Origin of the sequence: Mesorhizobium sp. M0968 (assembly GCF_040319065.1) — a bacterium.
GTDB lineage: Bacteria > Pseudomonadota > Alphaproteobacteria > Rhizobiales > Rhizobiaceae > Mesorhizobium.
On record NZ_JAMYNL010000017.1, the window covers coordinates 16,701 to 42,991 of the forward strand.

General features: G+C 64.6%; 22 protein-coding genes. 10 read left to right on the plus strand and 12 right to left on the minus strand.

The annotated features are described in order from the left end of the window. Positions 1-10: 10 nt before the first annotated feature. Positions 11-1,972 (minus strand): hypothetical protein, encoded by a 1,962-nt coding sequence (locus NKH67_RS23980; protein WP_352472806.1) that lies wholly within the window; start codon positions 1,970-1,972, stop codon positions 11-13. 570 nt (positions 1,973-2,542) lie between these two features. On the opposite strand from NKH67_RS23980, the gene dnaK reads away from it, so the two are divergent. The 6 genes from dnaK to NKH67_RS24010 all read left to right on the plus strand — a co-directional run bounded on the left by dnaK (position 2,543) and on the right by NKH67_RS24010 (position 8,352). Beyond that, on the plus strand, positions 2,543-4,459 hold the full coding sequence (gene dnaK, locus NKH67_RS23985) for a molecular chaperone DnaK (protein WP_023679851.1): 1,917 nt from the start codon (positions 2,543-2,545) through the stop codon (positions 4,457-4,459). A gap of 214 nt (positions 4,460-4,673) precedes the next feature. After that, positions 4,674-5,804 carry a molecular chaperone DnaJ gene (gene dnaJ / locus NKH67_RS23990; RefSeq protein WP_023679852.1) on the plus strand — a complete coding sequence of 377 codons (1,131 nt, stop codon included), beginning with the start codon at positions 4,674-4,676 and terminating at the stop codon, positions 5,802-5,804. Between the two features lie 117 nt (positions 5,805-5,921). Then, the gene (gene pmtA / locus NKH67_RS23995; protein ID WP_023679853.1) at positions 5,922-6,527 is read left to right on the plus strand and encodes a phospholipid N-methyltransferase PmtA; all 606 of its coding nucleotides are present in this window, start codon (positions 5,922-5,924) and stop codon (positions 6,525-6,527) included. Positions 6,528-6,587: 60 nt separating this feature from the next. Next, a complete protein-coding gene (locus tag NKH67_RS24000; RefSeq protein ID WP_352472807.1) occupies positions 6,588-7,184 on the plus strand; it encodes an NADPH-dependent FMN reductase in 597 nt (198 codons plus the stop codon). Next, positions 7,181-7,894 (plus strand): orotidine-5'-phosphate decarboxylase, encoded by a 714-nt coding sequence (gene pyrF / locus NKH67_RS24005; RefSeq protein ID WP_352472808.1) that lies wholly within the window; start codon positions 7,181-7,183, stop codon positions 7,892-7,894. Before NKH67_RS24000 ends, pyrF begins: the two co-directional genes overlap by 4 nt. 170 nt (positions 7,895-8,064) lie before the next feature. Next, positions 8,065-8,352: a DUF1330 domain-containing protein gene (locus NKH67_RS24010; RefSeq protein ID WP_023679856.1), complete on the plus strand. Its 288-nt coding sequence runs from the start codon at positions 8,065-8,067 to the stop codon at positions 8,350-8,352. Here the strand turns inward: NKH67_RS24010 and NKH67_RS24015 are convergent. From NKH67_RS24015 to NKH67_RS24040, 6 genes are all read right to left on the minus strand, one after another. Beyond that, positions 8,349-9,407 carry a D-alanine--D-alanine ligase family protein gene (locus tag NKH67_RS24015; protein ID WP_352472809.1) on the minus strand — a complete coding sequence of 353 codons (1,059 nt, stop codon included), beginning with the start codon at positions 9,405-9,407 and terminating at the stop codon, positions 8,349-8,351. The genes NKH67_RS24010 and NKH67_RS24015 overlap by 4 nt on opposite strands. A gap of 214 nt (positions 9,408-9,621) precedes the next feature. Further along, on the minus strand, positions 9,622-10,503 hold the full coding sequence (locus tag NKH67_RS24020; protein WP_352472810.1) for an SMP-30/gluconolactonase/LRE family protein: 882 nt from the start codon (positions 10,501-10,503) through the stop codon (positions 9,622-9,624). Then, positions 10,503-11,141, minus strand: a complete 639-nt coding sequence (locus NKH67_RS24025; protein ID WP_352472811.1) for a 2-dehydro-3-deoxy-6-phosphogalactonate aldolase — start codon at positions 11,139-11,141, stop codon at positions 10,503-10,505. The genes NKH67_RS24020 and NKH67_RS24025 overlap by 1 nt, the downstream gene beginning before the upstream one ends. Beyond that, positions 11,138-12,088, minus strand: coding sequence for a 2-dehydro-3-deoxygalactonokinase (locus tag NKH67_RS24030; RefSeq protein ID WP_502893801.1), 951 nt, complete (start codon positions 12,086-12,088; stop codon positions 11,138-11,140). Before NKH67_RS24030 ends, NKH67_RS24025 begins: the two co-directional genes overlap by 4 nt. Further along, positions 12,088-12,855 carry an SDR family NAD(P)-dependent oxidoreductase gene (locus tag NKH67_RS24035; protein ID WP_352472812.1) on the minus strand — a complete coding sequence of 256 codons (768 nt, stop codon included), beginning with the start codon at positions 12,853-12,855 and terminating at the stop codon, positions 12,088-12,090. Before NKH67_RS24035 ends, NKH67_RS24030 begins: the two co-directional genes overlap by 1 nt. Before the next feature lie 132 nt (positions 12,856-12,987). Beyond that, positions 12,988-14,790 carry a GtrA family protein gene (locus NKH67_RS24040; protein WP_352472813.1) on the minus strand — a complete coding sequence of 601 codons (1,803 nt, stop codon included), beginning with the start codon at positions 14,788-14,790 and terminating at the stop codon, positions 12,988-12,990. 129 nt (positions 14,791-14,919) lie between these two features. Here NKH67_RS24040 and NKH67_RS24045 point away from each other — a divergent pair, with 129 nt between their 5' ends. From NKH67_RS24045 to NKH67_RS24060, 4 genes are all read left to right on the plus strand, one after another. Further along, the gene (locus tag NKH67_RS24045; RefSeq protein ID WP_352472814.1) at positions 14,920-15,927 is read left to right on the plus strand and encodes a glycosyltransferase; all 1,008 of its coding nucleotides are present in this window, start codon (positions 14,920-14,922) and stop codon (positions 15,925-15,927) included. Between the two features lie 8 nt (positions 15,928-15,935). Further along, complete coding sequence (locus NKH67_RS24050) at positions 15,936-16,310, plus strand: GtrA family protein (protein ID WP_352472815.1); 375 nt, start codon at positions 15,936-15,938, stop codon at positions 16,308-16,310. Positions 16,311-16,527: 217 nt separating this feature from the next. After that, positions 16,528-17,469, plus strand: a complete 942-nt coding sequence (gshB, locus tag NKH67_RS24055) for a glutathione synthase (protein ID WP_352472816.1) — start codon at positions 16,528-16,530, stop codon at positions 17,467-17,469. 162 nt (positions 17,470-17,631) lie between these two features. Then, the gene (locus tag NKH67_RS24060; RefSeq protein WP_352502685.1) at positions 17,632-19,164 is read left to right on the plus strand and encodes a YifB family Mg chelatase-like AAA ATPase; all 1,533 of its coding nucleotides are present in this window, start codon (positions 17,632-17,634) and stop codon (positions 19,162-19,164) included. Between the two features lie 251 nt (positions 19,165-19,415). On the opposite strand, the gene NKH67_RS24065 is transcribed toward NKH67_RS24060, so the two are convergent. From NKH67_RS24065 to NKH67_RS24085, 5 genes are all read right to left on the minus strand, one after another. Further along, the gene (locus NKH67_RS24065; protein WP_352472828.1) at positions 19,416-21,587 is read right to left on the minus strand and encodes a malate synthase G; all 2,172 of its coding nucleotides are present in this window, start codon (positions 21,585-21,587) and stop codon (positions 19,416-19,418) included. Between the two features lie 268 nt (positions 21,588-21,855). After that, on the minus strand, positions 21,856-23,883 hold the full coding sequence (locus NKH67_RS24070) for a hydantoinase/oxoprolinase N-terminal domain-containing protein (RefSeq protein ID WP_352472829.1): 2,028 nt from the start codon (positions 23,881-23,883) through the stop codon (positions 21,856-21,858). Between the two features lie 242 nt (positions 23,884-24,125). Further along, positions 24,126-24,749: a CDGSH iron-sulfur domain-containing protein gene (locus tag NKH67_RS24075; RefSeq protein ID WP_352472830.1), complete on the minus strand. Its 624-nt coding sequence runs from the start codon at positions 24,747-24,749 to the stop codon at positions 24,126-24,128. Positions 24,750-25,175: 426 nt separating this feature from the next. Next, a complete protein-coding gene (locus NKH67_RS24080; protein ID WP_352472831.1) occupies positions 25,176-25,550 on the minus strand; it encodes a hypothetical protein in 375 nt (124 codons plus the stop codon). A gap of 254 nt (positions 25,551-25,804) precedes the next feature. Further along, positions 25,805-26,071 (minus strand): (4Fe-4S)-binding protein, encoded by a 267-nt coding sequence (locus tag NKH67_RS24085; protein WP_352472832.1) that lies wholly within the window; start codon positions 26,069-26,071, stop codon positions 25,805-25,807. Positions 26,072-26,291: the final 220 nt, after the last annotated feature.

Here is a 26,291-nt window from a genome sequence, read left to right on the forward strand (position 1 = left end):
CTTCCCCTCCTCACGGTTCGCAGCTGACGGCTGGGGTTCTGAGCGGCAAGGTCATCTTGCAGCAAGGGTAGTAGCCACCCTTGTCGCTATCGGACTGCCTGTAGAAGCAGAGCCCGACGTCGACCGTATCGCCAGGGTAATGGCCGGTGATGCCGATCGTGTATGGCGCGCCGGGCGCATGCGACAGAGGTGAAGTCACCCCAACGCCAGGCGTCCTGGACAGAGCCTTGATCGAATCGCCGCCAAAGCCGGCATGGTCATGGAGATAGAGATCGGCCTCGAGGCCGGAGGGTGTGCAGAAATACCTGACATCCTCGACATCGAGGCAAGGAGGCAGATTGCCGGGGGGCGGAAAGTCCGGCGGATAGAACGGCGGCAGATAGCCGCCCGGCACCTGCTCGTAATAGCCGGCACGGCCCTCGCAGGGGCGCCAGACCTCGACGTCGCCGACATGGCCTTCGACTTCCGGGTCTTCGAAATAATTGTCGAAGTCGACGAACCACGAGCCGAAAGGCGGCATGTTGGCCGGCTTGGCCAGTGCCGTCGGCGTGATTTGCACGCCGTGCACGGCGAGCGGCCCGCCGGCTGCGAGTTGTTCGGCAAGCTCCGGGTTGTCGCGCAACTTGTCGCCGGTATCGACCAGCGTGTCAGTGCAGACGCCGATATCGAGATTGCCTTCGGCATCGTAGCCATATTGCAGGTCGAGGCCGCCGGCCGACTGTCGGTTGTCTTGCGGGAAGCCGACCGCATATTCCTGCGGCACTTCCACCCAGGCCGATTCCGTCGCCGGATCGTCCGTATTTTCGCGCCAGTAGCGGATGACCTCACCCTTGCCGGAATCGGCGAACTGGCTGTAGTCGTAGCGGTTCTCCACCGGGCCGCGCTGGGCCAGGTACATGAAGCCTTCGTTGTCGAAGGCGATGTCGGTGACCGCGTAATCCTTGTCGGCCTTGACCGTCAGTTCCCAGCGCGGGTCGCCGGCGAAACTGCCGTCGCCGGCAACGCCCACCGACCAGATCTCCGCCTTATCACCGACCGAATAATAGAGCCGGCCGCCACGATAGGCGACCGACCAGACGCGGCGCTCGTCCTGCGTGTAGCCCCAGCTGTCGGGGTCCTCGCTATCGAAGGCAGCACCCTGGATGTCAATCACCGAGCCGTCGTCGGCAAGGGCGGCAAGCCCGTGCGCCGGGCGGCCGGCTATGCCGTGGTCGAACGTGTCGAGCAGCGCGCCATTGGCGTCGATGCGGTGGATGAGGCCGGTATCGAGATCGCTGGCGAAGAACTGGCGGTGGATATTGTCGAAAGTGACGTCGCCGATGCCGGGACCGCTATTGGCGTCGATATCGGCGAATTTCGAGACGGCGCCGGTGATGCCGTCGATCTTCCAGATCGTTCCGGGGCCGCCGCCGTTTTCGGTGCCGAACTGGCCGTCCATGAAGACAGCGTCAGCCGTGCCGCGGCGCTGCCGCTCCGGCCGGCCGTCGGCGTCGCCGTCTGGCGTGACTATGCGGATGCCGTGCAGCGACGTGGCGCCGGCATAGAGGTTTGGAATGGCCGATGGAACGCCGTCGCGCACGCCGTCGTCGTAGGTGATGCCGAACACCTGGCCGATTTGCCCGGCCGTGACCTCGAACGGTGGCGGGGTGAAGACCAATTGGCCAGACGCCGGCCCGCCCAGCCTTGAGACGTCGAAGATGCGCAAGGTCGCGCGCGCCGTGTCGATGAAGGTTTCGTCGACGGGATCGACGCCCGGCGGCAGGCCTTCCTCGAAATTGGGAATGATGGTGCCGGAGAATCCGGTCATTGCCATCGAGCCGGGATAGATGATCCGGGTTTCCTGAGCCTGTGCCGAGCCACCGAGCCAGAGCCCAGCGGCGAGCGCCAGGATCGACAATCCGCTGGCAGCCTCGATGGCGCGGCGCAAACGGCCGGCACGAGAGCGCACGAACGCGCCGTGGTCGCAAGACATGGATCTCCCCCCACAGGTCATGGGAGAAACATCCGGTCCCGGCGCGCAAATCAGGGCAAGGCGCGGCGTTCCGGCACGTTCATCCCTGATCGAATTGTCTGCTTTCCTCAACGTCACGATACGCCTGGGTCCGCGCAGGGTCAACGGAACCGGCGAAAAGCCCAGCGCATCGACCCGGTCCCGAAGGCGATGGTCGCGCTGAGCTCCTGCTGTTCCCGGAGACCATGGAGCCTCTGGATCTGTGGTCATGGGGCTTTCCTTTCCGGGGCCGCACCACGCGGCACCTGAGCGTCAGTCGCGGGGCGAGGCGGAAAGGTTCATGGGCCGGGGCCGGGCCGGCTGGATCACCGTCGGAAAATACGGGCCTGCCGGTCCCGAATCCGATCAACCGCGATGAATGGTGAACGCCTTGCGCAGAATGCTTGCGCGCCACGCAGCCTGTTCTTATATACGCGCCAAGCCGTCCAGCGCCGAATGCCGGTTGCCGGAGCGGAATTTCTTGTGAACAGGGGCTTTCGTCGGAACGCCTGTACGGGTCCTGAGAGCCTGCTTAGCGGAGAGATTAGAGAAATGGCAAAAGTAATCGGTATCGATCTGGGAACAACCAACTCCTGTGTCGCCATCATGGACGGCAAGGAATCCAAGGTGATCGAGAATGCGGAAGGCGCCCGCACGACCCCTTCCATCGTCGCCATCAACAGCGACGGCGAGCGCCTCGTCGGCCAGCCGGCCAAGCGCCAGGCGGTTACCAATCCTGAGAACACCATTTTCGCGGTCAAGCGCCTGATCGGCCGCCGCTACGACGATCCGGTGACGGAGAAGGACAAGAAGCTTGTCCCCTACAAGATCGTCAAGGGCGACAATGGCGACGCCTGGGTCGAGGCCGGCGGCAAGAAGCAGTCGCCTAGCCAGATCTCGGCGATGATCCTGCAGAAGATGAAGGAAACGGCGGAGGCCTATCTCGGCGAGAAGGTCGAGAAGGCAGTCATCACCGTTCCGGCCTATTTCAACGACGCCCAGCGCCAGGCGACCAAGGATGCCGGCAAGATCGCCGGCCTCGAAGTGCTGCGCATCATCAACGAGCCGACGGCGGCAGCACTTGCCTATGGACTGGACAAGAAGGAAGGCAAGACGATTGCCGTCTATGACCTTGGCGGCGGCACGTTCGATATTTCGGTGCTCGAAATCGGCGACGGCGTGTTCGAGGTGAAGTCGACCAATGGCGACACCTTCCTCGGGGGCGAGGATTTCGACATGCGTCTGGTCGAATATCTGGCGGCCGAGTTCAAGAAGGAACAGGGCATCGACCTGCGGAACGACAAGCTCGCCCTTCAGCGCCTCAAGGAAGCGGCTGAAAAGGCCAAGATCGAGCTGTCGTCCACCACGCAGACCGAGATCAACCTGCCCTTCATCACCGCCGATGCCACCGGCCCCAAGCACCTGACGCTGAAGCTGACGCGGGCGAAGTTCGAGAGCCTGGTCGAGGATCTCGTCCAGCGCACGATCGATCCTTGCAAGGCGGCGCTCAAGGATGCCGGCCTGAAGGCCGGCGAAATCGACGAAGTCGTCCTGGTCGGCGGCATGACCCGTATGCCCAAGATCCAGGAGATCGTGAAGCAGTTCTTCGGCAAGGAGCCGCACAAGGGCGTCAACCCGGATGAGGTCGTCGCGTTGGGCGCCGCTATCCAGGCCGGCGTGCTGCAGGGCGACGTCAAGGACGTGCTGCTGCTCGACGTGACGCCGTTGTCGCTCGGCATCGAGACGCTGGGCGGCGTATTCACGCGGCTGATCGAACGCAACACGACGATTCCGACAAAGAAGAGCCAGGTGTTCTCCACGGCCGAGGATTCGCAGTCGGCGGTGACCATCCGCGTCTTCCAGGGCGAGCGTGAAATGGCCGCCGACAACAAGGCGCTCGGCCAGTTCGATCTGGTCGGCATCCCGCCTGCGCCGCGCGGCGTGCCGCAGATCGAGGTCACCTTCGACATCGACGCCAACGGCATCGTCAACGTCTCGGCCAAGGACAAGGGCACCGGCAAGGAGCACCAGATCCGCATCCAGGCGTCCGGCGGCCTTTCGGACGCCGACATCGAGAAGATGGTCAAGGACGCCGAGGCCAATGCCGAAGCCGACAAGAAGCGGCGCGCGCTGGTCGAGGCCCGCAACCAGGCCGAGGCGCTGGTGCATTCCTCGGAGAAGTCTCTGAAGGAATACGGCGAGAAGGTTTCCGAGGCCGACCGCACGGCGATTGCCGATGCGATCGCGGCGCTGAAGACCGCTGCCGAAGGCGACGATGTGACCGAGATCGAGGCCAAGACGCAGACGCTCGCCGAAGTCTCGATGAAGCTCGGCCAGGCCATGTACGAGGCTTCGCAGAAGGAAGCCGCCGAGGCCGACGCCAAGGCTGATGCCGCCAAGGACAGTGACGTCGTCGATGCCGACTTCGAGGAAATCGACGAAGACGACGAGAAGAAGAAGTCGGCCTGAACCGCCTGACGGTACAGGTAAGGGAAAAAGCCCGGCGCACAGCCGGGCTTTTTTGCAACCCTTTGCCGGAAAAAACGCTGAGCTGCCCGAAAAAATGCGGACAAAGCCTCGTAGACACTGGCATCGCGGCTCCATCACACCTAAATCGGAACAGCGTGCCGGCAAACGACGCAACGATGCTTCAAGACGTTGACTATCCGGACTGCGGGAAAACATGAAAGCTGATTTTTACGAAACGCTAGGCGTGCAAAAGGGCGCCGACGAGAAGGAGCTCAAGAGCGCTTTTCGCAAGCTCGCCATGCAGTTCCATCCCGACCGCAACCCAGGCGACCATGCCTGCGAGCACAAGTTCAAGGAAATCAACGAAGCCTACGAGACACTGAAGGACCCGCAGAAGCGCGCCGCCTATGATCGCTTCGGCCACGCCGCCTTCGAGCACGGCGGTATGAATGGCGGGGCGCAAGGCTTTGGCGCCGGCGGCTTCGCCGACATTTTCGAAGACATTTTCGGCGACATGATGGGCGGGCGCCAGCGCCGCTCGTCCGGCGGCCGCGAGCGCGGCGCCGACCTGCGCTACAATATGGAAATTACGCTGGAAGAGGCATTTTCCGGCAAGACCGCGCAGATTCGGGTGCCAGCCTCGATTTCCTGCTCGGAATGCTCGGGCAGCGGCGCCAAGCCTGGCACCCAGCCCGTCACCTGCTCGATGTGCAACGGCCACGGCAAGGTGCGCGCCACGCAAGGCTTCTTCTCGATCGAGCGCACCTGCCCGCAATGCCAGGGGCGCGGCCAGACCATCAAGGATCCGTGCCCGAAATGCGCCGGCCAGGGCCGTGTCACCGAGGAGCGCTCGCTGTCGGTAAACATCCCTGCCGGCATCGAGGATGGCACCCGCATCCGGCTGGCCAATGAGGGCGAGGCCGGCCTGCGCGGCGGCCCGTCGGGCGATCTCTACATCTTCCTCGCGGTCAAGCCGCACGAATTCTTCCAGCGCGACGGGGCCGATCTTTATTGCAAGGTGCCGATCTCGATGACGACGGCAGCGCTTGGCGGCTCGTTCGAGGTGACGACACTGGACGGTACCCAGACGAAGGTGAAGGTGCCGGAAGGCACCCAGAACGGTCGCCAGTTCCGCCTCAAGGGCAAGGGCATGCCTGTGCTGCGCCAGCCCAATATCGGCGACCTCTACATCCAGACCGTGGTTGAGACGCCGCAGAACCTTTCGCGCCGTCAGCGCGAATTGCTGGAGGAATTCGAGCAGCTTTCCTCAAAGGACAATTCGCCTCAGTCGAGCGGATTTTTCGCCCGCATGAAAGACTTTTTCGAAACGTTCGGCGAGCACTGAAGCTGATCCCTGGAAAACGCTTCCCGAGCGTCATCAACACCTTATCCGGGGATTCGCCTTGTCTTGCACCTCGTAACTGCTAAGTAGCATGCGAGGGAGCGTTGAGGAGGACTTTCGATGACGCGTAGTCCCGGACTGCGAAAGACGCTGGCGGAAAAGTTCGACGACGAGCTGAAGTTCTTCAAGGGCTGGATCGACAAGCCGAAGGCGGTCGGTTCGATCGTCCCGACCAGTTCCATCACCGCTGGCAAGATGGCCTCGATCGTCGATCCGACATCCGGCCTGCCGGTGCTCGAGGTCGGACCCGGTACAGGCGTCATCACCCGCGCCATCCTCGCCCAGGGCATTAAGCCTGAGAATCTCTACGCGGTCGAATATTCCACTGATTTCGTGCGCCATCTGCGCCAGCTTTATCCAGGCGTCAACGTCATCGAGGGCGACGCCTTCAATCTCGACGCGACGCTCGGCGACAAGCGCGACCTGATCTTCGATTCCGTGATATCGGGGGTGCCGCTGCTCAATTTCCCTGTCGCCCAGCGCATCGCCTATGTCGAGAGCCTGCTCGACCGTATCCCGGCGGGCCGGCCGATCGTGCAGCTGACTTACGGGCCGCTGTCGCCGATCCCGCCGGGCCGCGGCGACTATACGGTCGAGCATTTCCATTTCGTCATCCGCAACATTCCGCCGACGCAGCTTTGGATCTACCGACGCGGGGCCGCATGAATTGAAGCGTTGGGTTTGAATGGCACTTGTCTTATACCCATCGGGTGACAAGGCAGACCCATGGCTGTGATCCCGAAAATTCTCGTCGTCGCCGGTTCGGTGCGCAGCGGCGCCTATAGCGGCAGGACCGCCGACGTGGCACAGAAGGAACTTGCCATGCAGGGCGCCGAGGTGACCCGCATCTCGCTCGCCGACTATCCGTTGCCGATCCTCGACCAGGATTTGGAAAAGGAAGAAGGCATTCCCGACAATGCTTTCAAGCTCGGCCGGATGATCGCCGCCCATGACGGGCTGCTGGTCGCGACGCCCGAATATAACGGCTCCATTCCACCGTTGCTCAAGAACAGCATCGACTGGGTGAGCCAGCTGCGCAAGGATGGCGGCCGGACGTTCAGGCCACTTGCCGGCAAGGTCGCCGGCCTCTGCTCGTCTTCCAACGGACCCTTCGGCGGGATACGCTGCATCAACCATCTGCGCGCCGTTCTGGTACGCTGCCGGATGGAGGTGGTGACACCGGAATGCTCGGTGCCGGAGGGCGGCTACGCCTTCGACGACGAGGGCAAGTTCAGGGACGAGAGACTACGCCAATCGATGGAGCACCTATGCCGAACGCTGATCGAAACCTCGCGCATGCTGTCGACGCGGATCGAGGCATGATCCCGGACGCCGCGCATGCCGACACGATGCAGGAAAGGCTGATCGTCGGCCTCGACCTGCCGACGCTGAAGGAGGCCGAGAAAGCGGTGCGCGAGCTCGACGGGATCGTCTCCTTCTACAAGATCGGTTACCAGCTCGCCTTTGCCGGCGGGCTCGACTTCGCCCGCGAGCTGGCCAGCGGCGGCACCAGGATCTTTCTCGACATGAAGCTGCTCGACATCGACAACACGGTGGCCAAGGGGGTCGAAAACATCGCCAGGATGGGCATGAGCATGCTGACCATCCATGCCTATCCGAAGACGATGAAGGCGGCGGTCGAGGCTGCCAGGGGCAGCGACCTTTGCCTACTCGGGGTCACCGTGCTGACCTCGATGGACGAGCAGGACGTGATCGACGCCGGCTATGAGTATGATCCGCATACACTGGTGCTGAGGCGCTCCGAGCAGGCGCTGCATGCCGGCATGGGCGGCATCGTCTGCTCGGCCGAAGAAGCCGAGGCGGTGCGCCGCATCGTCGGCCCCGACCTGGCCGTGGTGACGCCGGGAATCCGGCCGAAGGGCAGCGACCATGGCGACCAGAAACGGGTGGTGACGCCGGCGCAGGCGATCCGCAACGGCTCCAGCCATCTCGTCATCGGCCGGCCGATCGTCGGAGCGGCCGACAGGCGGGCGGCGGCGGAAGCGATCCTCGATGAAATGCGCTCGGCCTGAGGACCAATTCCGAAACTTGCTCCTGCAGCCGTCTGACGGCGTTTTCTCCGCTTCCGGTGCTCACGTACTTTAAGTACGCTCCGCTCCGGCACTCGAAAACACCCCCAGCCATCTCACCGGAGCGACTTTCAAAATCGGTCCGCGCACGGCCAAAAACCAGGAGAAATACCATGCCCAAGGGATACTGGATCGCTCGCGTCGACGTGCGCGATGCGGAAGGCTACAAAGACTATGTCGCTGCCGCCAAACCGGCCTTCGACCGCTTCGGCGCCAAGTTCCTGGCGCGCGGCGGCGCGCATGAGAAGGCCGAGGGGCCGGGCCGCGACCGCAACGTGATCATCGAGTTTCCGTCGCTTGCGGCGGCGCATGACTGCTACCACTCGCCCGAATACCAGCGCGCTGTCGCGATCCGCCAGAAGGTGGCCGAGGGCGAAATCGTGCTGGTCGAGGGGATTTAGGCGAGAAGCCGATTCGCCGCTGCCTCCGCCATCGCATCGGCGAGGCTCAAGCCCCATTGCTGGCGACAGTAATCGCGGAAATCGAAGCAGGGCAGGCCGGGGCAGACCTCGAACTCGATGAGGTGGACGCTGTCGTCGGCTTCGACCCGGAAATCGATGGAAAACACATCCCGCAGGCCAAGCCCGACCATCAGGCGTTCGGCGATGCGACGGATTCTTGCATCGGCTTCAGGCTGGCTGCCGGCGACCGGCAGCAGCACCGGCTCGGTATATTTTCCCGAAGCTTTCGCCGCTGCGCCGGCATCGCTGTAAAGCGCCAGGCTGTCCTGCATGGTCTGGAAGTCGCCGCCCGAATCGACAAAGGCGATGCCCAGCGCCTCGACGCCGGTATCCGGCCTCAATCCGAGAAAACTGACGCGCGCGTTGCGGCCGGCGACATAGGGCTGGACGATGACATCGTCGCGATAGGCGGCGAAGACGCGCCGGCTAAGCTCCAGCGCGTGGCCGAGATCGTGGCAGTGCGAATCTGGCCAGATGCCGATCTTGGCGCCGAGCCGGTTCGGCTTGACGAACCAGCCGGTGGGCGAAGCCGGCGGCGCGACCAGCCAGGCGCCGTCACGGGCAAGGCCCGCCTGCGGCACCGGCAAGCCGAGCGCGCCGAGCACGGCGCCGGACCGGAACTTGTCCTGACAGAGCGCGAACAGCGCATCGTCGGCGCCGATCGCCTTGAGGCCATTCAGCCGTGCCAGAGCCGGTGCCGCGCCGCCGCGGAAATAGGCGACGCCGTCGGTCAGCGTCCAGACAAGCGTGGTCTTCGGGTCCTCGCCGCCGAGAAGGCTTGCGGCGTCGTCGAGCGCCAGCGGGGCAAATGACAAGCCGCGCTTCTGGCAAGCGGCGGCAAGTGCGTCGAATTCAGCAGCGAAGTCGGTCGATTGCGCCAGATAGGAGGCGATTTCGGCGGCACGCTCCGGCACGTGGTTATCGGCGACCAGCCGATCGAAGCAAGCCTTTTCTGGCTCGTAGACAAGGATCAGCTTCGGCTCGCGGCTTGACATGATCGAAACGATTTCCCGGCAGCACGATTGCCTAAAGCAATTCCAGGAAAAGCGTGAAACGGTTTTCCGTCCGGAATTGCGTCAAAACAAAGAGATAGAGCGGTTCAGCGTTCCTGCGAAACGATGAAGCGTTCAAGCATCGCACGGCGAGCGCATTCGGCTTTCGCGGAACCGACGTCAGCTGGACGCCTGCACGACAGTGCTAGATATGGGTCTAGCCAATCAGCACACGCGGCTCGAAGCGACCATTGACTGGAATGTCGAGCATGAATGTCATGCCGGCTTGCGGGTCGAGCAGGCGCTGCTTCTCGCTCTTGCCCGACCAGGCGGAGGTGACCGCCAGCCGGTCGGCATTCCTGCCGACGAAAGCCGGACAGGAAGGCTGCGTCGCCGGCATCGCCACCGAACGGACGAGCTTGCCGTCGGGTCCATAGGCTTCGACGACGCTGCCGCCCCAGCAGGCGTTCCACAATATGCCGTCACGGTCGAGCACCGAACCATCGATATAGCCCTTGGCCGAACGGTGGTCGACGAAGACCTTCGGTTCGCCAACCGGCAGTCCGGTCACCGGATCGCAGCCGACGCGCATCAACAGCCCGGTGCTGGTGTCGGTGTAATAGGCGATCGTCCCATCCTCGGAAAAGCAGATCGAGTTGGGCACAGTAATGTCGGCATAAAGCCGGCGCAGCTCGCCCTTGAAGAACCAGTAGATCGAACCGGCACCCTTCTCCTCGCCCTTGCCCATGGTGCCGACCCACAGCGCGCCGCAAGGGTGAACGCGTGAATCGTTCGAGCGGGTGACCGCATTGTCGGCCTCGATCGGCGTGTGCAGCGTCAGCTTGCCGGTCGCGACGTCGCGGACATGCAGACCGGTCTCGGTGGCGATCAGCTGGCGTTGGTCGTCGATGATGCAGATGGCGCTGGCCATCTGACCGAGCTCGTGGATTTTGACAGCACCGCCCGACAGGCGCTGTTCGAGGAGCTGGCCGTTGACGATGTCGAACCAGTAGAGCGTGTCGGTGGCAGGGTCATAGCTTGGTCCCTCGCCGAGTTGGCAGACATGGTCGGAAAAAACCGAAACAATGGTCTCGCTCATCATGCCGCTCCAAACGCCGCGTCCCAGGCCTGAACTGCGGCTTTCGCTCGCGCTGCCACTTCGTCGACGCTCATGCCCGGCTTGAAGAGGCTGGAGCCAAGACCGAAGACGCTGACGCCGGCTGCCTTGTAGCCGGCAAAATCCTTATCTGAAACGCCGCCGACCGCGCCGACCAGCACACTGGCCGGCAGCACCGCGCGCATCGCCGAAATGCCTGCCGCGCCAAGCACGCTCGCCGGGAAGAATTTCAATGCCGAGGCACCGAGCCGGATTGCTTGAAATGCCTCGGTCGGCGTGAACACGCCGGGCATCGTCACCATGCCGTAGTGCATGGCCCGGCCCATGACCTCGGCATCGATATTCGGGCTGACCAGCAGCCGCCCGCCGGCCTTGTGCAGGCCGTCGACATCGGCGGCGCTGAGCACCGTGCCGGCACCGACCAAGGCTGTTGGAGGAAGCGCTCCGACAATGCTGGCGATGGAGGCGTAAGGATCGGGCGAGTTGAGCGGCACCTCGATCGCTTCGATACCGGCGCCGAAGATCGCCTGGCCGATCGCCACCGCCTCGCTTGGCTTGAGGCCACGCAGGATGGCGACCAGACCCCGCTCGAGCTTTGGAAAAGGTGCGGTTTCGGTCATGCGGCAACTCCATTTCCAGCGATCATGCCATTTTCGCGCGCGGCTTCAGCAAGACCGGCACGCACCGCCTCGTCGGCGTCGACCACCCTGACCGCGAGCCCGGCAAGGCCGAGGGCGTCGGCATAGAGCTTGCCGAGTGCGCCCGACGCGATCAGCACGACGGGCACGGCACTCGCCCCATAACGGCGACTTGCCGAAGCGATCTCGCCGCCGATCAGCAGGCCGGACAGGCAGGCGGCGGCATCCTCGGGCTTCAGATCCTGCAGCAGGCTGGCGGCGCGGATCGAGAACAGTCTTGAACCGATGTCACCGCCTTCGGCCAACGCCTTCAGGCACCACTCCCGGAAAAATGGATTTTCGGCGGCAACCGGCTTCGGCGGCTCGCCCAGCGAATGGCGCAGGATCGAGTGCGCGGCCAGCACCGAAAACAGCTCGCCGGTCGGCCAGGTGCCGAAACCGGCAACAGAGCCGTCCTCGACCAGCACCCATTTCGAATGGGTGCCAGGCATGCAGACGAGATGGCGTCCCTTTGCCGGCAAACCGGCGCCGGCAAGCTGCGTCTCCTCGCCGCGCATGACATCCGGGGCGTCGGCCAGACGCTGGGCAAGGCCGGGCACGATGCGGATGTCGCGGCGCTGGCCAGGAATGCGGGCAGCGCCGGCGAGAATAGCGCCGATCGGCGCCGGCACGCTGACATAGGGTGCCTCCAGCCAGCCCTGGCGCGAACCGGCCATGCCGCAAATGATGACCGGCAGCGCCTCGGCTGCGCCCAAGGCAGCCAGATGCCCTTCGAGAATGGACGAAAATCCTTTAGCCTGGGCGGTGATCAGCCCGTCATCGCCGCGCCGCTCGGCGAGAACCTTGCCGGCGCCGTCGAGCAGCCAGACCCTCATGCGGGTGGTGCCCCAGTCGACGGCCGCGACGGAAGCTGCCTTGCTCGATGAGATCACAGGAATCCCCCATCGACGATCAGCATCTGCGCGGTCAGCATGCGTGAGGCATCCGACGCCAGGAACAGCACAGTGCCGACAATGTCTTCCGGCTGCATCACCTCTTTGATGCACTGTTTGGCGACATGAGCGGCGAGCGCTTCTTCGGTGACCCAGAGCTTTCTCTGCCGCTCGGTGATCACCCAGCCGGGCGCGATCGCGTTGACACGGATGCCGTCGACGCCGAGCTTGCCGGCAAGACCCTTGGTGAGACCGACGATGCCGGCCTTGGCGGCGGTGTAGGCCGGCATATCGGGATGGTTGATGAGAAACGACGTCGAGGTGAAGTTGATGATCGAGCCGCCGCCGGCCCGCTTCATGCCCGGCGCCACCGCCTGTGCGCTGAAGAAATGCGGGCGCAGGTTGATGGCATGGTTGTTGTCCCAGAACTCCACCGTGACGTCTTCGACGGCATGACGGTCATCCTGCGCGGCATTGTTGACCAGCACCGTCACGTCGCCATGCGCCTCTGCAGCTTTGCCCGCCGATAGCCGCAACGCCTCGATGTCGCGTATGTCGGTCTTGAGATAAAGCGGCCGCCGGCCCAGTTCCTTGTCTAACCGATCGGCCAGCGCCACACTCGGACGGTCCGCGATATCGATGAAGGTGACCTTTGCCCCCTGGCGGACAAAACCTTCGGTCAAGGCAGCACCAATGCCGGAGCCGCCACCGGTGATCAGCACCGAAGCGCCTTCGAGGTCGGCAAAGCGTGCCGATGGCATCATGAAATTCTCTCCCGGTCCAATGATCTCGGTCGGCCGGCGCGCATCCTATCCAGCCGTGTCGGGCGGGCAAGGGCGAAAGAGTGGATTGTCAGGACTTATGTCCGACAAAAGGCCGCACGGGCCGCCGATCGATCAGCTGCCCAGCCGGACGCGGTACAATTCGACGGCGGCTCCGCTGGTCCCGGCAACCGGCTCAAGCCATTCCGGCACGCTGCCGCGCATCAGCCCGGCAAGAAAGCCTGCCGGCGCCTTGGCGGCGAGGAGTTTGCTTTCGGCGCTGCCGGGGCACAGCGCGACGAGGCCGACGTGATGATCCGCCAGGATGGTCCTGGCATCGGCATCGGACCCAAGGAAGGCATCGAGCGCCAACAGGTTGCCGGCGACGTTGCGATGATAGGGCCCGGCGAAGACGCGATGTCCGGAATAGGCCAGGATCGGCGATCCGAGATTGGAAATTGCCAGTATGGTGGTGCCTGGCAGGCGGCCAAGCGCCGCAAAGGAGGCCATGCGCTGGCAAGCGACATCGGCGCCGTCGCCATTATCTGCCGTGGTGTTGCTGTCGTCGAAGGCTACCGAGGTCGCCGCGGCAGCCCCAGTCCAGACCGCATTCACCGAAACCAGCCAGACGGCAGCCATGCGCAGCGCCACACCGCGCGACGCGCTGGCCTCGGCCCGTTGACGCCATTTGGCAATCCAGGCGGCAAGCGGGATGACGGCGAAGGCGATCGAGAATGTCGAACCGCGTACCTGCCAGGCGCTGACGATGAAGGCCACGACAAGCAGCGCGCCGACAAGGCTGTCCTGCCGCCGCCAGCCACCGCGGCCAAGGCGAAGCGCCATCAGCATGAGCGCAATGAGCGGCGTGGCATAGCGCGCCACCACCCCGGCCGGATCTTCAGCGAGCAGCTTGAACAGCGACTGCGCCTCGTCGATGTGATCAAGCCATAGCTCCTTGAGGCGCGGATCGAGGTTGGCGTAGGGCGCTGCCAGGCATTGTGGGAACAACAAGACGACGACAGCGCCCAATAACAGGGCAAGCAGGCCAAGTGAGGCGATGCGCCATTGGCGCGTGCGGCCGGCCGGCTCGACCGACGCTATCGCCGCAAGGCCGGTTCCGGCAATCGCCGCGACGACGAACTGCACGGCCGAGAAGGCGTCGCATTGCGCCTGACCCCAGGCAGACGGCGCAATGGTGGCGACAAAGACGAGAGCGGACACGCCGGCAAAGCCGAGGCCGAAATCCCGGGCGATCAGCCTCTCGCCATTGGCGCCGAGGGCGAACAGTATGGCAACAGAGGCGCCGATGGTGGCCACATAAGGCGCGGTCTCCATGCCGACGGCCAGCATCAATCCGGCGCACAGGCCGGAGAGCAATGCCGCCGGCCTGCGCGTTGGCGCTTCAAGCAACAGGCTCAGACTGGCCATGCTCAGCATCAGCTGGATATTGTGGTGATCGAGCGCGCCAGGCGAAAAAATGCCGAGGAAATACAGTGCGGCAGCGCCGATCACGACAGCGGGCAGCACGGCGCTGTCACCGGCAAAGCTGCGCGCGGCGCGAGCCGTGAAAAATACGGTCAGGCAGAAGAGCAGCGCCGGCCACAGCACTTGCGCAACATTCTCGGCAAAGGCCGCGCTGCCGGTCAGGGCCGATACGGCGATGATGATGGCGGCGATCGGCGCATCGACCAGCCGCGACCAATGCATGACGAAACCGCCTTCCAGGCCCATCCTGTACTGGTGGAGATCGAACCACCTTTGGCCGGCCAGCATGTCGCGAACTTCGACGAGGCGCAGCAGATTGTCGTTGTCGCCGCCGGCATTGGTCAGTGCCGGGAAGCCGGCAAAGGCATTGACGGTAAGCGCCAGCGCCGTGGCAAGCAGTGCCAGCGCGATATCGGACCTCCAAATGGAGGCGCCATCGTCGGCTGTGCTCATATCGGGACCTTTGGAAGGAATACGGTGCGGTTTAAACCTAGCCTTAACAGCTTCAATAAATAGTAAAGCCGCCCGAGCGAGGCCGGCGTTTGAGCGGTCAGGGGCCTTACAGGGCATCCGGAGACGAAAATGCCACAAGAAGTGCGCCATGAGCCGAGCATCGCCGTGCTCCTGCCTTGCTACAATGAGGAGCTGACGATCGGCGAAGTGGTGCGGCGCTTTCGCGAAACGCTGCCTGCCGCCGCGATCTATGTCTACGACAACAATTCGCGCGATCTGACGGCGCTCCGAGCCCGCGCCGCCGGCGCCATCGTGGTGCGCGAGCCGCGCCAGGGCAAAGGCAATGTCGTGCGCCGCATGTTCGCCGACATCGAGGCCGACATCTACCTGATGGCCGACGGCGACGGCACCTATGCACCGGAGGACGCGCCGCAACTGATCAACACGCTGCTGACCGAGCGCTCCGACATGGTGGTGGGCACCAGGCGCGGCGTCGCCAACGACGCCGGCAGGACAGGCCACGCCTTCGGCAACCGCATCTTCAACAGCCTCTACAAACGTTTGTTCGGCTCGGACTTTACCGATATCTTCTCGGGTTACCGCGCCTTCACCAGGCGCTTCGTCAAGAGTTTTCCCGCCGTTTCCGGCGGTTTCGAGATCGAGACCGAAATGTCGGTGCACGCCTCGCAGCTCAAATTGCCGGTCAGCGAGATCGGACTCGACTATGGCCGCCGGCCGGAAGGCTCCTCGTCGAAGCTGTCGACCTTTCGCGACGGCGCGAAGATCCTGTGGATGTTCGCCATGCTGATGAAGGAGACGCAGCCACTGCGTTTCTTCGGCGCTTTTTCGGTGTTCTTCCTGGCATCAAGCCTGTTTCTGATGGCGCCGGTGCTGATCGAGTTCGCCGAAACCGGGCTTGTGCCGCGCATGCCGACGTGGGTGCTGTCGGTCGGGCTGCTGCTGCTGTCGATGCTGGCGGCGGTGACCGGGGTAATCCTCGATTCGGTGTCGCGCGGCCGGGCCGAACAGAAGCGCATCTTCTATCTGTCGATGCCTTCCGGCCGCGTCGAACGCGAACGCGCAAGTGCGCTCGCGACTTTGAAGACCGGACCGCGCAAGACCCCGCGGGCGGCTTAGAGCCCTAAATGGGACGCCTCGCCCGCTTCATTGTCGCCGGCGGCATCGGCTTCGTCGCCGACGCGGCGGCGCTTTGGCTGGTGTTGGCGATAGCGCCGCTTGGCCCCTTCGCGGCTCGCATCATCTCGATCGGTTTTGCCTTGTCCGTCACCTGGCTGATCAATCGCCATCTGACCTTCTCGCCTTCCAGCCGCGGCGTCGCGCAAGAGGGCGCACGCTATGGCGGCGTCGGCATCGCCACCAGCCTCGTCAATTATCTCGTCTATTGCGCCATGCTGTTCGCGCTGCCGATGGTGCCGCCGCTCGTCGCCCTTGCGGTCGCCTCGCTGGTTGCCATGGCGCTGTCCTTCCTCGGCTATTCCAAGCTGGTCTTCGACCGCTGAACGCACATCGCATTGGGGTCTGCGCCAGAAGCGCAGCCTCATCATGACCTTGGCCGATTGGCAGAGGCCGCCGATTTCCTTATATCGCTCTCGTCGATGCATCGGCCCGAAAAATCGGAAATGATTTTCGGAAAGCACGATGCATGGATTCAAAGTGTTGGAGCGTATGTGCGTCCGGGTGGACGCACGTTTGTTGCAACTGCGCCGGAGAGCACCCATGCCCCTGAAAGTCGCCGTCCAGATGGACCACATCTCTACCGTGTCGATTGCCGGCGACACGTCGTTTGCGCTGTCGCTGGAAGCGCAGCGGCGCGGGCACCAGCTGTTCCACTACACGCCCGACCGGCTGTCGCTGCGCGAAGGCAAGGTGTTTGCCCGTATCGAGGCGATGCAGGTCCGCGACGAGAAGGGCAACCATTATTCGCTGGGCGAGAAGGTGCGCACCGATCTTGCGGAGATGGACGTCATCCTTTTGCGGCAGGATCCGCCCTTCGACATGAACTACATCACCACCACGCATATCCTCGAGCGCATCCACCCAAAGACGCTGGTGGTCAACGACCCGGCCTGGGTGCGCAACAGCCCGGAAAAGATCTTCGTCACCGAATTTCCCGACCTGATGCCGGACACGCTGATCACCAAGGACCCGCTCGAGGTCGCCGCCTTTCGCAAGGAGTTCGGCGATATCATCGTCAAGCCGCTCTACGGCAATGGCGGCGCCGGCATCTTTCACCTGCACGAGGCCGACCGCAACCTCGCCTCGCTGCTCGAAATGTTCGGCCAGATGTTCCGCGAACCCTACATCGTGCAGCGCTACCTCAAGGAGGTGCGGGCTGGCGACAAGCGCATCATCCTGATTGACGGCGAGCCTGTCGGCGCCATCAACCGCGTGCCGGCCGAGCATGATTCGCGCTCCAACATGCATGTCGGCGGCCGCGCCGAAAAGACCGAATTGACGGAACGCGAACGCGAGATCTGCGCCCGCATCGGCCCCGCGCTGAAAGAGCGCGGCTTCATCCTCGTCGGCATCGACGTCATCGGCGACTACATGACCGAGATCAACGTGACCTCACCGACGGGCATACGCGAAGTGCAGCGCTTCGGCGGCGCCGACATCGCCAGCCTGTTCTGGGATGCCGTGGAGGAGAAGCGCAACTAGCCTCGCTTCGCGAGCGGCCGCGTTGCAAACCATTGCAGCCGTTGCGCTCAGCTGTTCCCCAAATGTTCTTGCCTTCGCCGGAAATCTGTGGTTGTCTCCGGTGACGCCGTTCGCGGCATGATCGCAAAGGCTTGGGGCAAAGCCTGCATCCGGGGTGAAGACATGGTGGCGCGGGTTCGCACGGTTGCTTTCCAGGGCATCGAGGCCGTGCCGGTCGACGTGCAGGTGATGATCGCGCCGGGCAAGGTCAACATGCACATCGTCGGCCTTGCCGACAAGGCTGTAGCCGAAAGCCGCGAGCGGGTGCAGGCAGCGCTGCATGCATCCGGCCTGTCGATGCCGTCGAAGAAGGTCACGGTCAATCTGGCGCCCGCCGACCTGCCCAAGGAGGGCAGCCATTACGATCTGCCGATCGCGCTCGGTTTGATGGCGGCGCTCGGCGCCATTCCGGGCGACATGCTGGCCGGCTATGTCGTGCTTGGCGAATTGTCGCTCGACGGCACCATTGCCGCGGTGGCGGGCGCGCTGCCGGCGGCGATCGGCGCCAATGCCGAAGGCAAGGGCTTGATCTGCCCGTTCGCCTGCGGGCCGGAAGCGGCGTGGGCCGGCAAGGATTTCGACATATTGGCGCCGCGCAGCCTGATCGCCATCGCCAATCATTTTCGCGGCACGCAGGTTTTGTCACGGCCGGAAGCCGGCATCCATGCCGCGGCGCGCGACCTGCCCGATCTCGCCGACATCAAGGGCCAGGAGACCGCCAAGCGGGCGCTGGAGGTGGCGGCCGCCGGCGGCCACAATCTTTTGATGGTCGGACCGCCGGGGTCGGGAAAGTCGATGCTGGCGCAGCGGCTGCCGTCGATCCTGCCGCCGCTGGCGCCCAAGGAATTGCTCGAAGTCTCGATGATCGCCTCGGTGGCCGGCGAACTCGGCGAAGGAAAACTCACCGACCGGCGGCCGTTCCGCGCGCCGCATCATTCGGCCTCGATGGCGGCGATGGTCGGCGGCGGTCTGCGCGTGCGGCCGGGCGAGGCCTCGCTTGCCCATCACGGCGTGCTGTTCCTCGACGAGTTCCCCGAATTCTCGCCGCAGGCGCTCGATGCACTGCGCCAGCCGCTCGAGACCGGCGACTGCATGATCGCGCGCGCCAATCATCGCGTCACCTATCCGGCGCGTATCCAGCTGGTCGCGGCGATGAACCCGTGCCGTTGCGGCATGGCCGGCGAGCCGGGCTATCGCTGCCTGCGCGGCGATCGCTGTCGCACCGACTACCAGGCGCGCATTTCCGGCCCGCTGCTCGACCGTATCGATCTCAGGATCGAGGTGCCGGCGGTCTCGGCCAGCGATCTGATCCGGCCGGACCGGGCGGAGAAAAGTGCCGCCGTCGCACTACGTGTTGCCCGCGCCCGTACGATCCAGCGAGAGCGCTTCGAGCGGCTCGGCGCGACCTCCGCCACCACCAACGCGCATTGCTCGCCGTCAGTCATCGAGGAGATCGCCATGCCCGACGCCGCCGGCCTGTCGCTGCTGAGGGATGCCAGCGAAAAGCTCGGCTTTTCCGCACGAGCTTATCACCGCGTCTTGAAGGTGGCGCGGACCCTGGCCGATCTCGAGACCAGCGAGACGGTCGGCCGCATCCATCTGGCCGAAGCGATTTCCTACCGCATGAGCTCGGAACGGATGGCACAGGCGGCGTGACGTTCCCCTCCCCCTTGAGGGGAGGGTGGCCGCGAAGCGGCCGGGTGGGGTCGCCGGTGAGACGCTCGGCCTGTCGCATTTCGAAACCGGCCGAGGTGCGGAGCGTTGCGATGCTCCTCCTAAGGCGCACCGTCAGAATTGGGTTGGCGCACTGCGTTGGCGACCCCACCCGGCCCTTCGGGCCACCCTCCCCTCAAGGGGGAGGGGGACGCCGGCGCTTACCCTTGGCCGGCGTGCATCGTGCTTTCGGTTCAGCCGTTATCCCGCGCCTTCAGCTCCAGCCGCCGTGCGTGCAGCACTGGCTCGGTGTAGCCGTTGGGTTGCACGCGCCCCTTGAAGACCAGGTCACAGGCGGCGAGGAAGGCGATGGACTTGTCGAAATCCGGCGCCATCGGCCGGTAGAGCGGATCGCCGTCGTTCTGGCGGTCGACGATCGCCGCCATGCGTTTCATCGTCTCCATGACCTGCTCGGGCGTGCAGACGCCGTGATGCAGCCAGTTGGCGATGTGCTGCGAGGAGATGCGCAGCGTGGCGCGGTCCTCCATCAGACCGACGTCGTTTATGTCAGGCACTTTCGAACAGCCGACGCCCTGGTCGATCCAGCGCACGACATAGCCCAGAATTCCCTGCGCGTTGTTGTCGAGCTCCTTCTGGATGTCTTCTGGCGACCAGTTCGGCCGCACAGCGACCGGCACCGACAGGATGTCGTCGAGTTTTGCCTTGGGCCGGCTCTTCAGCGCCGCTTGCACGGCATGGACGTCGACCTTGTGGTAGTGCGTGGCGTGCAGCGTTGCCGCCGTCGGCGACGGCACCCAGGCGGTGTTGGCGCCGGCCTTGGGATGCACGATTTTCTCGGCCAGCATCGCCGCCATCAGGTCGGGCATCGCCCACATGCCCTTGCCTATCTGGGCGTGGCCGGCCAACCCACATTCCAGCCCGATGTCGACGTTCCAGGCTTCGTAGGCGGCGATCCAGGCGGCCTGCTTCATGTCGCCCTTACGGATCATCGGGCCGGCTTCCATCGAGGTGTGGATCTCGTCGCCGGTGCGATCGAGGAAGCCGGTGTTGATGAAGACGACGCGTTCTTTCGCGGCGCGGATCGCCTCCTTGAGGTTGACGGTGGTGCGCCGCTCCTCGTCCATGATACCCATCTTGACGGTGTTTTTGGGCACGCCGAGCAGCGCTTCGACGCGGTCGAAAATCTCGACGGCGAAGGCGACTTCGTCGGGCCCGTGCATCTTGGGTTTTACGATGTACATCGAGCCGGCGCGAGAATTGGCGCGGCGCCCGTTCACGCCGATGTCATGCAGCGCGATCAGCGCCGTCAGCGCCGCATCCATGATGCCTTCCGGCACCTCGTTGCCGTCGCGGTCTGATATCGCCGGATTGGTCATAAGGTGGCCGACATTCCTGACCAGCATCAGCGAGCGGCCGGGCAAGGTCAGCGTGCCGCCATCGGGCGCTGTATAGGTGCGGTCGGGGTTGAGCCTGCGGACAAAGCTCTTGCCGGCCTTGGTGATCTCCTCCGCCAAGTCGCCCTTCATCAGGCCGAGCCAGTTGCGGTAGACCAGCACCTTGTCCTGCGCATCCACTGCGGCGATCGAATCCTCGCAGTCCTGGATGGTGGTCAGTGCCGATTCCAGCACGACATCGGCAATGCCGGCCGGATCGGTGCGGCCGATCTGGTTGTTGCGGTCGATGACGATTTCGATATGCAGGCCGTTCTTGGTGAGCAGCACGGCTTCGGGGTCGGCGGCATCGCCGCGATAGCCGGCAAACTGTCTGAGGTCGGCAAGCGTGGTGGCGCCGGCACCCTCGCCGAGCCGCAACATGCCGTTGGCGACCGAAAGCCCGTTGACGCCGGCCCATTTGCCTGTGGTGAGCGGCACCGCCTCGTCGAAGAAGCTTTTCACCCAGGCGACGACCTTGGCACCGCGCGCCGGATTGAATTTGTTGCCTCGCTCGGCGCCGGCCGTCTCCGGGATAGCGTCGGTGCCGTAGAGCGCATCGTACAGCGAGCCCCAGCGCGCATTGGCGGCATTCAGCGCATAACGCGCGTTCATCACCGGCACCACCAGCTGCGGCCCGGCAACCAAAGCGATTTCCGGGTCGACATTTTCGGTGGTCACGCTGAACGCCGGCCCCTCGGGCAGGAGATAGCCGATCTCGCGGAGGAACGTCTTGTAGGCCTCCATGTCGACGGGCGCGCCATTGTCGCGATACCAGCGGTCGAGTTTGTCCTGCATGGCATCGCGCTTTTCGAGCAGCGCCCGGTTTTTTGGCGAGAGATCATGGACGATCGCCGAAAAACCGCTCCAGAATGCCTCCGCTTCAATGCCGGTGCCCGGCAGCGCCTCGTTCACGACGAAATCATGAAGCTCGCGGGCAATCCGCAATCCGGCGATCTCGACGCGATCGGTCATCAGGGCTTCTCCAGACGAAAGGCTAGGCCGGGCCTTTGGCATGTCACGGTGGCAGGGTCAATTCAGCTCAGGGTGAAGGTAGGGCGTTTTCGCTGCCGATCTCCCCCTTGAGGGCCCCTTGTGGGGGAGATGGCCGGCAGGCCAGAGGGGGTCGCCTCGCGTGGAAGTGCAACCTCTTCTTTGCACCAAATCGCGTCGCGCTTCATGCGAGGCGACCCCCTCGGTCGCCTTCGGCGACATCTCCCCCTTGAGGAGGGCGATTACGCGCTCACACCGCAATCCTTGGCCGTCCCGACGCCACCGCCACGACATGCGCCTCGATGAACATGCGCTGGCCCTCTACTGTGGAGACGCGGAACTCGCTGGCGATTTCGATTTCGGCACTGTCGGTGCCGGCGTCCTTAGCCCGCCCGGCGGCAATCGCCCGCACATCCTTCTCCGCCGCGGCGATCGCCGCTGCTTCGTCGTTGAAATCGCGCACGCTTTCACCGGAGGCGACGCGGAACAGGCCTTCCTTGGGCTGGCTGACCCGCGCCTCGGCCGAAACCCGGACCTGGCCGACGACGGCGCCGAGCGCGTTGGCGACATCGGTATCCTGCGGCACCACGCATCGATTGCCGACCAGCTCGGCGAGGCCGGCATAATGCAGCGGTGCCGAGGCGCCGAGGCCGATGACCGGACGGTCGAGCGCGACGCTCAAGCGGGCGATGCCGGGATGCGCGTCGACGGCGCGCTGGACCAGGGCATGGGCGACGGTCGCCGCGCCATCCAGCCCGTCCTCGGCAAAGGCGGTTTCGAGGATGACTTCGGCCGACAGGCGGGTCAGCGCGGTCAGCACCCGTTCCGAGATCGCCTCCGGCGAGGCGGCGATGAACTGGCCGCGGCCGTCGCGCCTGCGCGCGAACAGCTCGGCACCCAGACGCGCCGCGGCCGCATCCCAATTGGCCTGCCTGCCCAGCACATGCGCGGCGTCCGACGGCGTGAAGCCGGCGACATGCACCAGCCCGCGCGACACCAGCCGGTTCAAGGTGGCGTTCTGGGCGTTCGAGGTCAGCAATCTGTCGAGAGCCTGCGGCACAGCACCGATCATCTCGTAAAGCTTGGCTTCGGCGCCGGTCAGTCCGGCCGCCAGCCGCTCCGGCACGCCGGTGCGCACCGCGAGGCGGCCATCCATGCGGCCGGAATTGGGTGCGCGCAGCTGGCGCTCGAGCTCCGCCGTGACGGCCTCGCCATGCATCAAGCCGGCCAGCGCCAGCGGCACCAGGCGGCGCGGGCCGAGCAGGATTCTCGGATTGAGCGCGCCGTCCTCCAGCGCCACTTCGGAATCGCCGCCGAGGCCAAAGGTGCGCATGGCGACGGCCTCGACCATGGTGCGGAACCCGCCGACGGTGGCGCCTTCCGGATCGAGCCGCGGCCGGCCCTTGTCGAGCACGGCGACGTCGGTGGTGGTGCCGCCGATATCGGAGACCACGGCATCGTCGATGCCGGTCATGTGGCGGGCACCGACGAGGCTGGCGGCCGGGCCGGACAGGATGGTCTCGATCGGCCGCTGGCGGGCAAAGGCAGCCGAGACCAGAGCGCCGTCGCCGCGCACCACCATCAGCGGGGCGGCAATGTTGCGCGCGGCCAAAAAGCCTTCCGTTGCCGCGACCAGCCGGTCGATCATCGAGATCAGCCTGGCGTTGAGCAATGTCGTCAGCGCCCGGCGCGGGCCGCCGAGCTTGGCCGACAGTTCGTGGCTGGCGGTGACCGGCAGGCCGGTCCTGTCGCGGATCAGGTTCCGCGCGCTTAGCTCATGCGCCGGGTTGCGGGTGGCGAAATAGGCGCAGACGGCAAAGCCGGACACCGACTTTTCCAGTTCCGGCAAAGCTGCCTCCAGCCCGGACAGATCGAGCTTTGCCGCATTGCCGTGGACATCGTGGCCGCCGGGGCAGAACACCACCGGGTCGGTGCCAAGCGCCGCCTTCAGCCCGTCGCGGGCAAGGTCGCCCTCGGCAAAGCCGATCATCACCAGCGCCACGCGGCCGCCCTGGCCCTCGACCAGCGCGTTGGTGGCTAGCGTCGTCGACATAGATACCAGTTTGATCGCTGCCGGGTCGGTGCCGGCCATTTCGAGCACCGCATCGACCGCGCCGGAGATGCCGACCGCCAGATCATGGCGCGTGGTCAGCGCCTTGGCCTTGGCCAGCACCTTTCCGCTTGGCCCGCCGGCCTCCGACCACAGCACGGCGTCGGTATAGGTGCCGCCGGTGTCGATGCCGAGGAACAGGGGTGAGGGTTTGGGCTTGGCGGTCATATTTGGGTCCGGAGAATTCGTCTCCGCCCCTTAGCGGATATGAACGGGCCGATAAAGGCACGAGCGCTGGGCCAAGGCAGCGTAATCTCCCCCCTCGAGGGGGAGATGGCCGGCAGGCCAGAGGGGGGCGTCTCGCGTGGAGCGCCGGCATTCTCTGGCCGCGATGGCGTTGGCGTCAGGACGTACCGACCCCCTCTGTCGCCTTCGGCGACATCTCCCCCTCAAGGGGGGAGATCGCTAGGCTACCCCACAAACCCCACGCGCTTGTGCGAGCCATCGCAGAACGGCTTGTTGGCGGAGTGGCCGCAGCGGCAGAGGAAGGTGCGTTGCGTACGGTCGACCGTGTGGCCGGTGCCGGTGACGATTTCGACATTGCCTTCGAGCTTGAGCGGGCCGTTGGTCGTCGGTGTGACGGTCAGCGGGCCATTCCGCACCTCCAGCGCCGGCGTGTCCTTCAGCGCCGGCTCGCCGGTGGCGGTGAAGCCCGCCTTGGCGTGGCTGCCGTCGCAGAACGGCTTGTTTTCCGAGGCGCCGCAGCGGCAGAGCGTGGCGCGGTAAAACGTTTCGCCGCCCAACACGATCTCGGCATGGACGGCAAGCGGACCGTTTTCCCTTATGCGCACAATGTTGACCACCGGCGGCTGTTCCTGCGGCCCGCCATCCTTGCGGACATAGGTGATGGCGCCGGACGGGCAGGCTTCGGCGAGCGCCACGATCTTCTCGACGCTGGCCGCCTCGGGGTGGATCCACTGGCCGGGCGCGTTGGGCACGAAAACATGCGGATCGCCAAGCACGCAGTTGCGCGAATGGATGCAACGTTTTCCCGAAAAGCCGATGTCGATCTTCTCGCCTTCGACCACTGCCATGGGTGGGTCTCCTGTCGGACTACGCTATGGCGACAGTCAGGACGACGTCAAGGCAGCATTCTCCCCTCGTGAGGGCCGACCTCGGGCGCGGCGGTAAGGGAATTCCCATTTTTTGCTCGCAGCACCACATTTTGTTCTTGCTTTGTGCCGGCAGCTATGCTACTAATTTGCGCATGGTGCCAATTGGCTCCAACGACCCGCCCGCCGAGGCGGGTTTTTTGTTTCAGCTTTGAAATTCCGTTGCCGGCCTGCACTCGCGGGACGGCCCTCTCCCCCCTCGAGGGGGAGATGGCCGCGCAGCGGCCAGAGGGGGTCGGCACGACCGGACTCGGCCTACTGCTGCAGAACAGGTTGGCGCTCTATGCGCGGCGACCCCCTCTGTCGCCTTTGGCGACATCTCCCCCTCAAGGGGGGAGATCTGCCACGTCACGGAACCAGATCGATTTCCTCGGTCTCGCCGCCACTGCAGGTGTAGCAGCAATCGTCGCACTTTTCCGTATTGCCGCGGCCGACGCCCCAATAGGTATTCTCGTCGCCGTCGACCCAGGCGCCGTAGCAGATCGATTCGCCGTCACTGCAGGACAGCGGGATCGACTTGGTCTCGCCATCGTTGAGATAGTAATCCTGATTGCTGCCCGGCCAGACGTGATCGCGGTCCTGGCTGTAGAGCTCGACGCGCATGGCGTTCGGATGGCTGTTCTTGATCTCGAAGGTGACATCGCCGGCATGCGCGACGGGCGCAAACAGCGTCACAATGAACAGCGACGCGGCGACGCGGCGCGCGAAAGCGTAGGACGACATGATGATTTCCCCCGGAATGAAGCGGCCTGCCCGGCCGCGAGCGAGAACATGGCATAGAGGATCGAGGGGTGGAAGAGGCGGATTGCGGCATTTGCGTCACGAAAGGCGCGGGGTTGGTAAGGAAGACTCCTCTCCGGCTAGCGCGGTCAGGCGCGTCCACATAGCGAAGGTTTTCGGCGCGCTGACGCTGTTGGAGAACCGTTAGACCGTGCACGAGGATCGCCAATTATCGTTCGTCGCTGCAATGCCTTGTGCTAATGCTTGCGGATGCGCACGGTGTTGACCACCGGCGGCTTCTTCTGGGGGTCGCCATCCTTCCTGACATAGGTGATGGCGCCCGACGGGCAGCTTTCGGCGATCGCCACGATCTTCTCGACGCTGGCCGCCTCGGGATGGATCCACTGGCCCTTGGCGTTGGGCACGAAGACATGCGGATCGCCCAGCACGCAGTTGCGCGAATGGATACAGCGCCGGCCGGAAAAACCGACGTCGATCTTCTCGCCTTCGAGCATGCCTGCCATAGCTGCGCTCCTTTGCTCAAGCCTCACGCTATGGCGGTGGCCCAGACGGCGTCAAGTTAGGAAGGACGCGCTCCTCTTCTTGCGGGAGAAGGTGGAACTGCGAGCGCCGAGACGCCCCGTTTCATGCAAAAACAAGCAATGCAACCCAACTCCCCTTGACATAGACCATCATTCTGGGACGTTGCGGCCGACTTTTCTCTGATCGCAAATTGCAAGGTAT

Excerpts from the sequence above, each read along its gene's own strand:
- NKH67_RS24035 (WP_352472812.1), bottom strand. The coding sequence starts at position 12,855 with ATGATGCCATCGGCACGCTTTGCCGACCTCGAAGGCGCTTCGGTGCTG.
- NKH67_RS24050 (WP_352472815.1), top strand. The coding sequence starts at position 15,936 with ATGGGACGCCTCGCCCGCTTCATTGTCGCCGGCGGCATCGGCTTCGTC.
- NKH67_RS24025 (WP_352472811.1), bottom strand. The coding sequence starts at position 11,141 with ATGACCGAAACCGCACCTTTTCCAAAGCTCGAGCGGGGTCTGGTCGCC.
- NKH67_RS24080 (WP_352472831.1), bottom strand. The coding sequence starts at position 25,550 with ATGTCGTCCTACGCTTTCGCGCGCCGCGTCGCCGCGTCGCTGTTCATT.
- pyrF (WP_352472808.1), top strand. The coding sequence starts at position 7,181 with ATGATCCCGGACGCCGCGCATGCCGACACGATGCAGGAAAGGCTGATC.
- NKH67_RS24085 (WP_352472832.1), bottom strand. The coding sequence starts at position 26,071 with ATGGCAGGCATGCTCGAAGGCGAGAAGATCGACGTCGGTTTTTCCGGC.
- dnaK (WP_023679851.1), top strand. The coding sequence starts at position 2,543 with ATGGCAAAAGTAATCGGTATCGATCTGGGAACAACCAACTCCTGTGTC.
- NKH67_RS24000 (WP_352472807.1), top strand. The coding sequence starts at position 6,588 with ATGGCTGTGATCCCGAAAATTCTCGTCGTCGCCGGTTCGGTGCGCAGC.
- NKH67_RS24060 (WP_352502685.1), top strand. The coding sequence starts at position 17,632 with ATGGTGGCGCGGGTTCGCACGGTTGCTTTCCAGGGCATCGAGGCCGTG.
- NKH67_RS24070 (WP_352472829.1), bottom strand. The coding sequence starts at position 23,883 with ATGACCGCCAAGCCCAAACCCTCACCCCTGTTCCTCGGCATCGACACC.
- NKH67_RS24015 (WP_352472809.1), bottom strand. The coding sequence starts at position 9,407 with ATGTCAAGCCGCGAGCCGAAGCTGATCCTTGTCTACGAGCCAGAAAAG.
- NKH67_RS24010 (WP_023679856.1), top strand. The coding sequence starts at position 8,065 with ATGCCCAAGGGATACTGGATCGCTCGCGTCGACGTGCGCGATGCGGAA.
- gshB (WP_352472816.1), top strand. The coding sequence starts at position 16,528 with ATGCCCCTGAAAGTCGCCGTCCAGATGGACCACATCTCTACCGTGTCG.
- NKH67_RS23980 (WP_352472806.1), bottom strand. The coding sequence starts at position 1,972 with ATGTCTTGCGACCACGGCGCGTTCGTGCGCTCTCGTGCCGGCCGTTTG.
- NKH67_RS24065 (WP_352472828.1), bottom strand. The coding sequence starts at position 21,587 with ATGACCGATCGCGTCGAGATCGCCGGATTGCGGATTGCCCGCGAGCTT.
- NKH67_RS24020 (WP_352472810.1), bottom strand. The coding sequence starts at position 10,503 with ATGAGCGAGACCATTGTTTCGGTTTTTTCCGACCATGTCTGCCAACTC.
- NKH67_RS24075 (WP_352472830.1), bottom strand. The coding sequence starts at position 24,749 with ATGGCAGTGGTCGAAGGCGAGAAGATCGACATCGGCTTTTCGGGAAAA.
- pmtA (WP_023679853.1), top strand. The coding sequence starts at position 5,922 with ATGACGCGTAGTCCCGGACTGCGAAAGACGCTGGCGGAAAAGTTCGAC.
- NKH67_RS24045 (WP_352472814.1), top strand. The coding sequence starts at position 14,920 with ATGCCACAAGAAGTGCGCCATGAGCCGAGCATCGCCGTGCTCCTGCCT.
- NKH67_RS24040 (WP_352472813.1), bottom strand. The coding sequence starts at position 14,790 with ATGAGCACAGCCGACGATGGCGCCTCCATTTGGAGGTCCGATATCGCG.
- dnaJ (WP_023679852.1), top strand. The coding sequence starts at position 4,674 with ATGAAAGCTGATTTTTACGAAACGCTAGGCGTGCAAAAGGGCGCCGAC.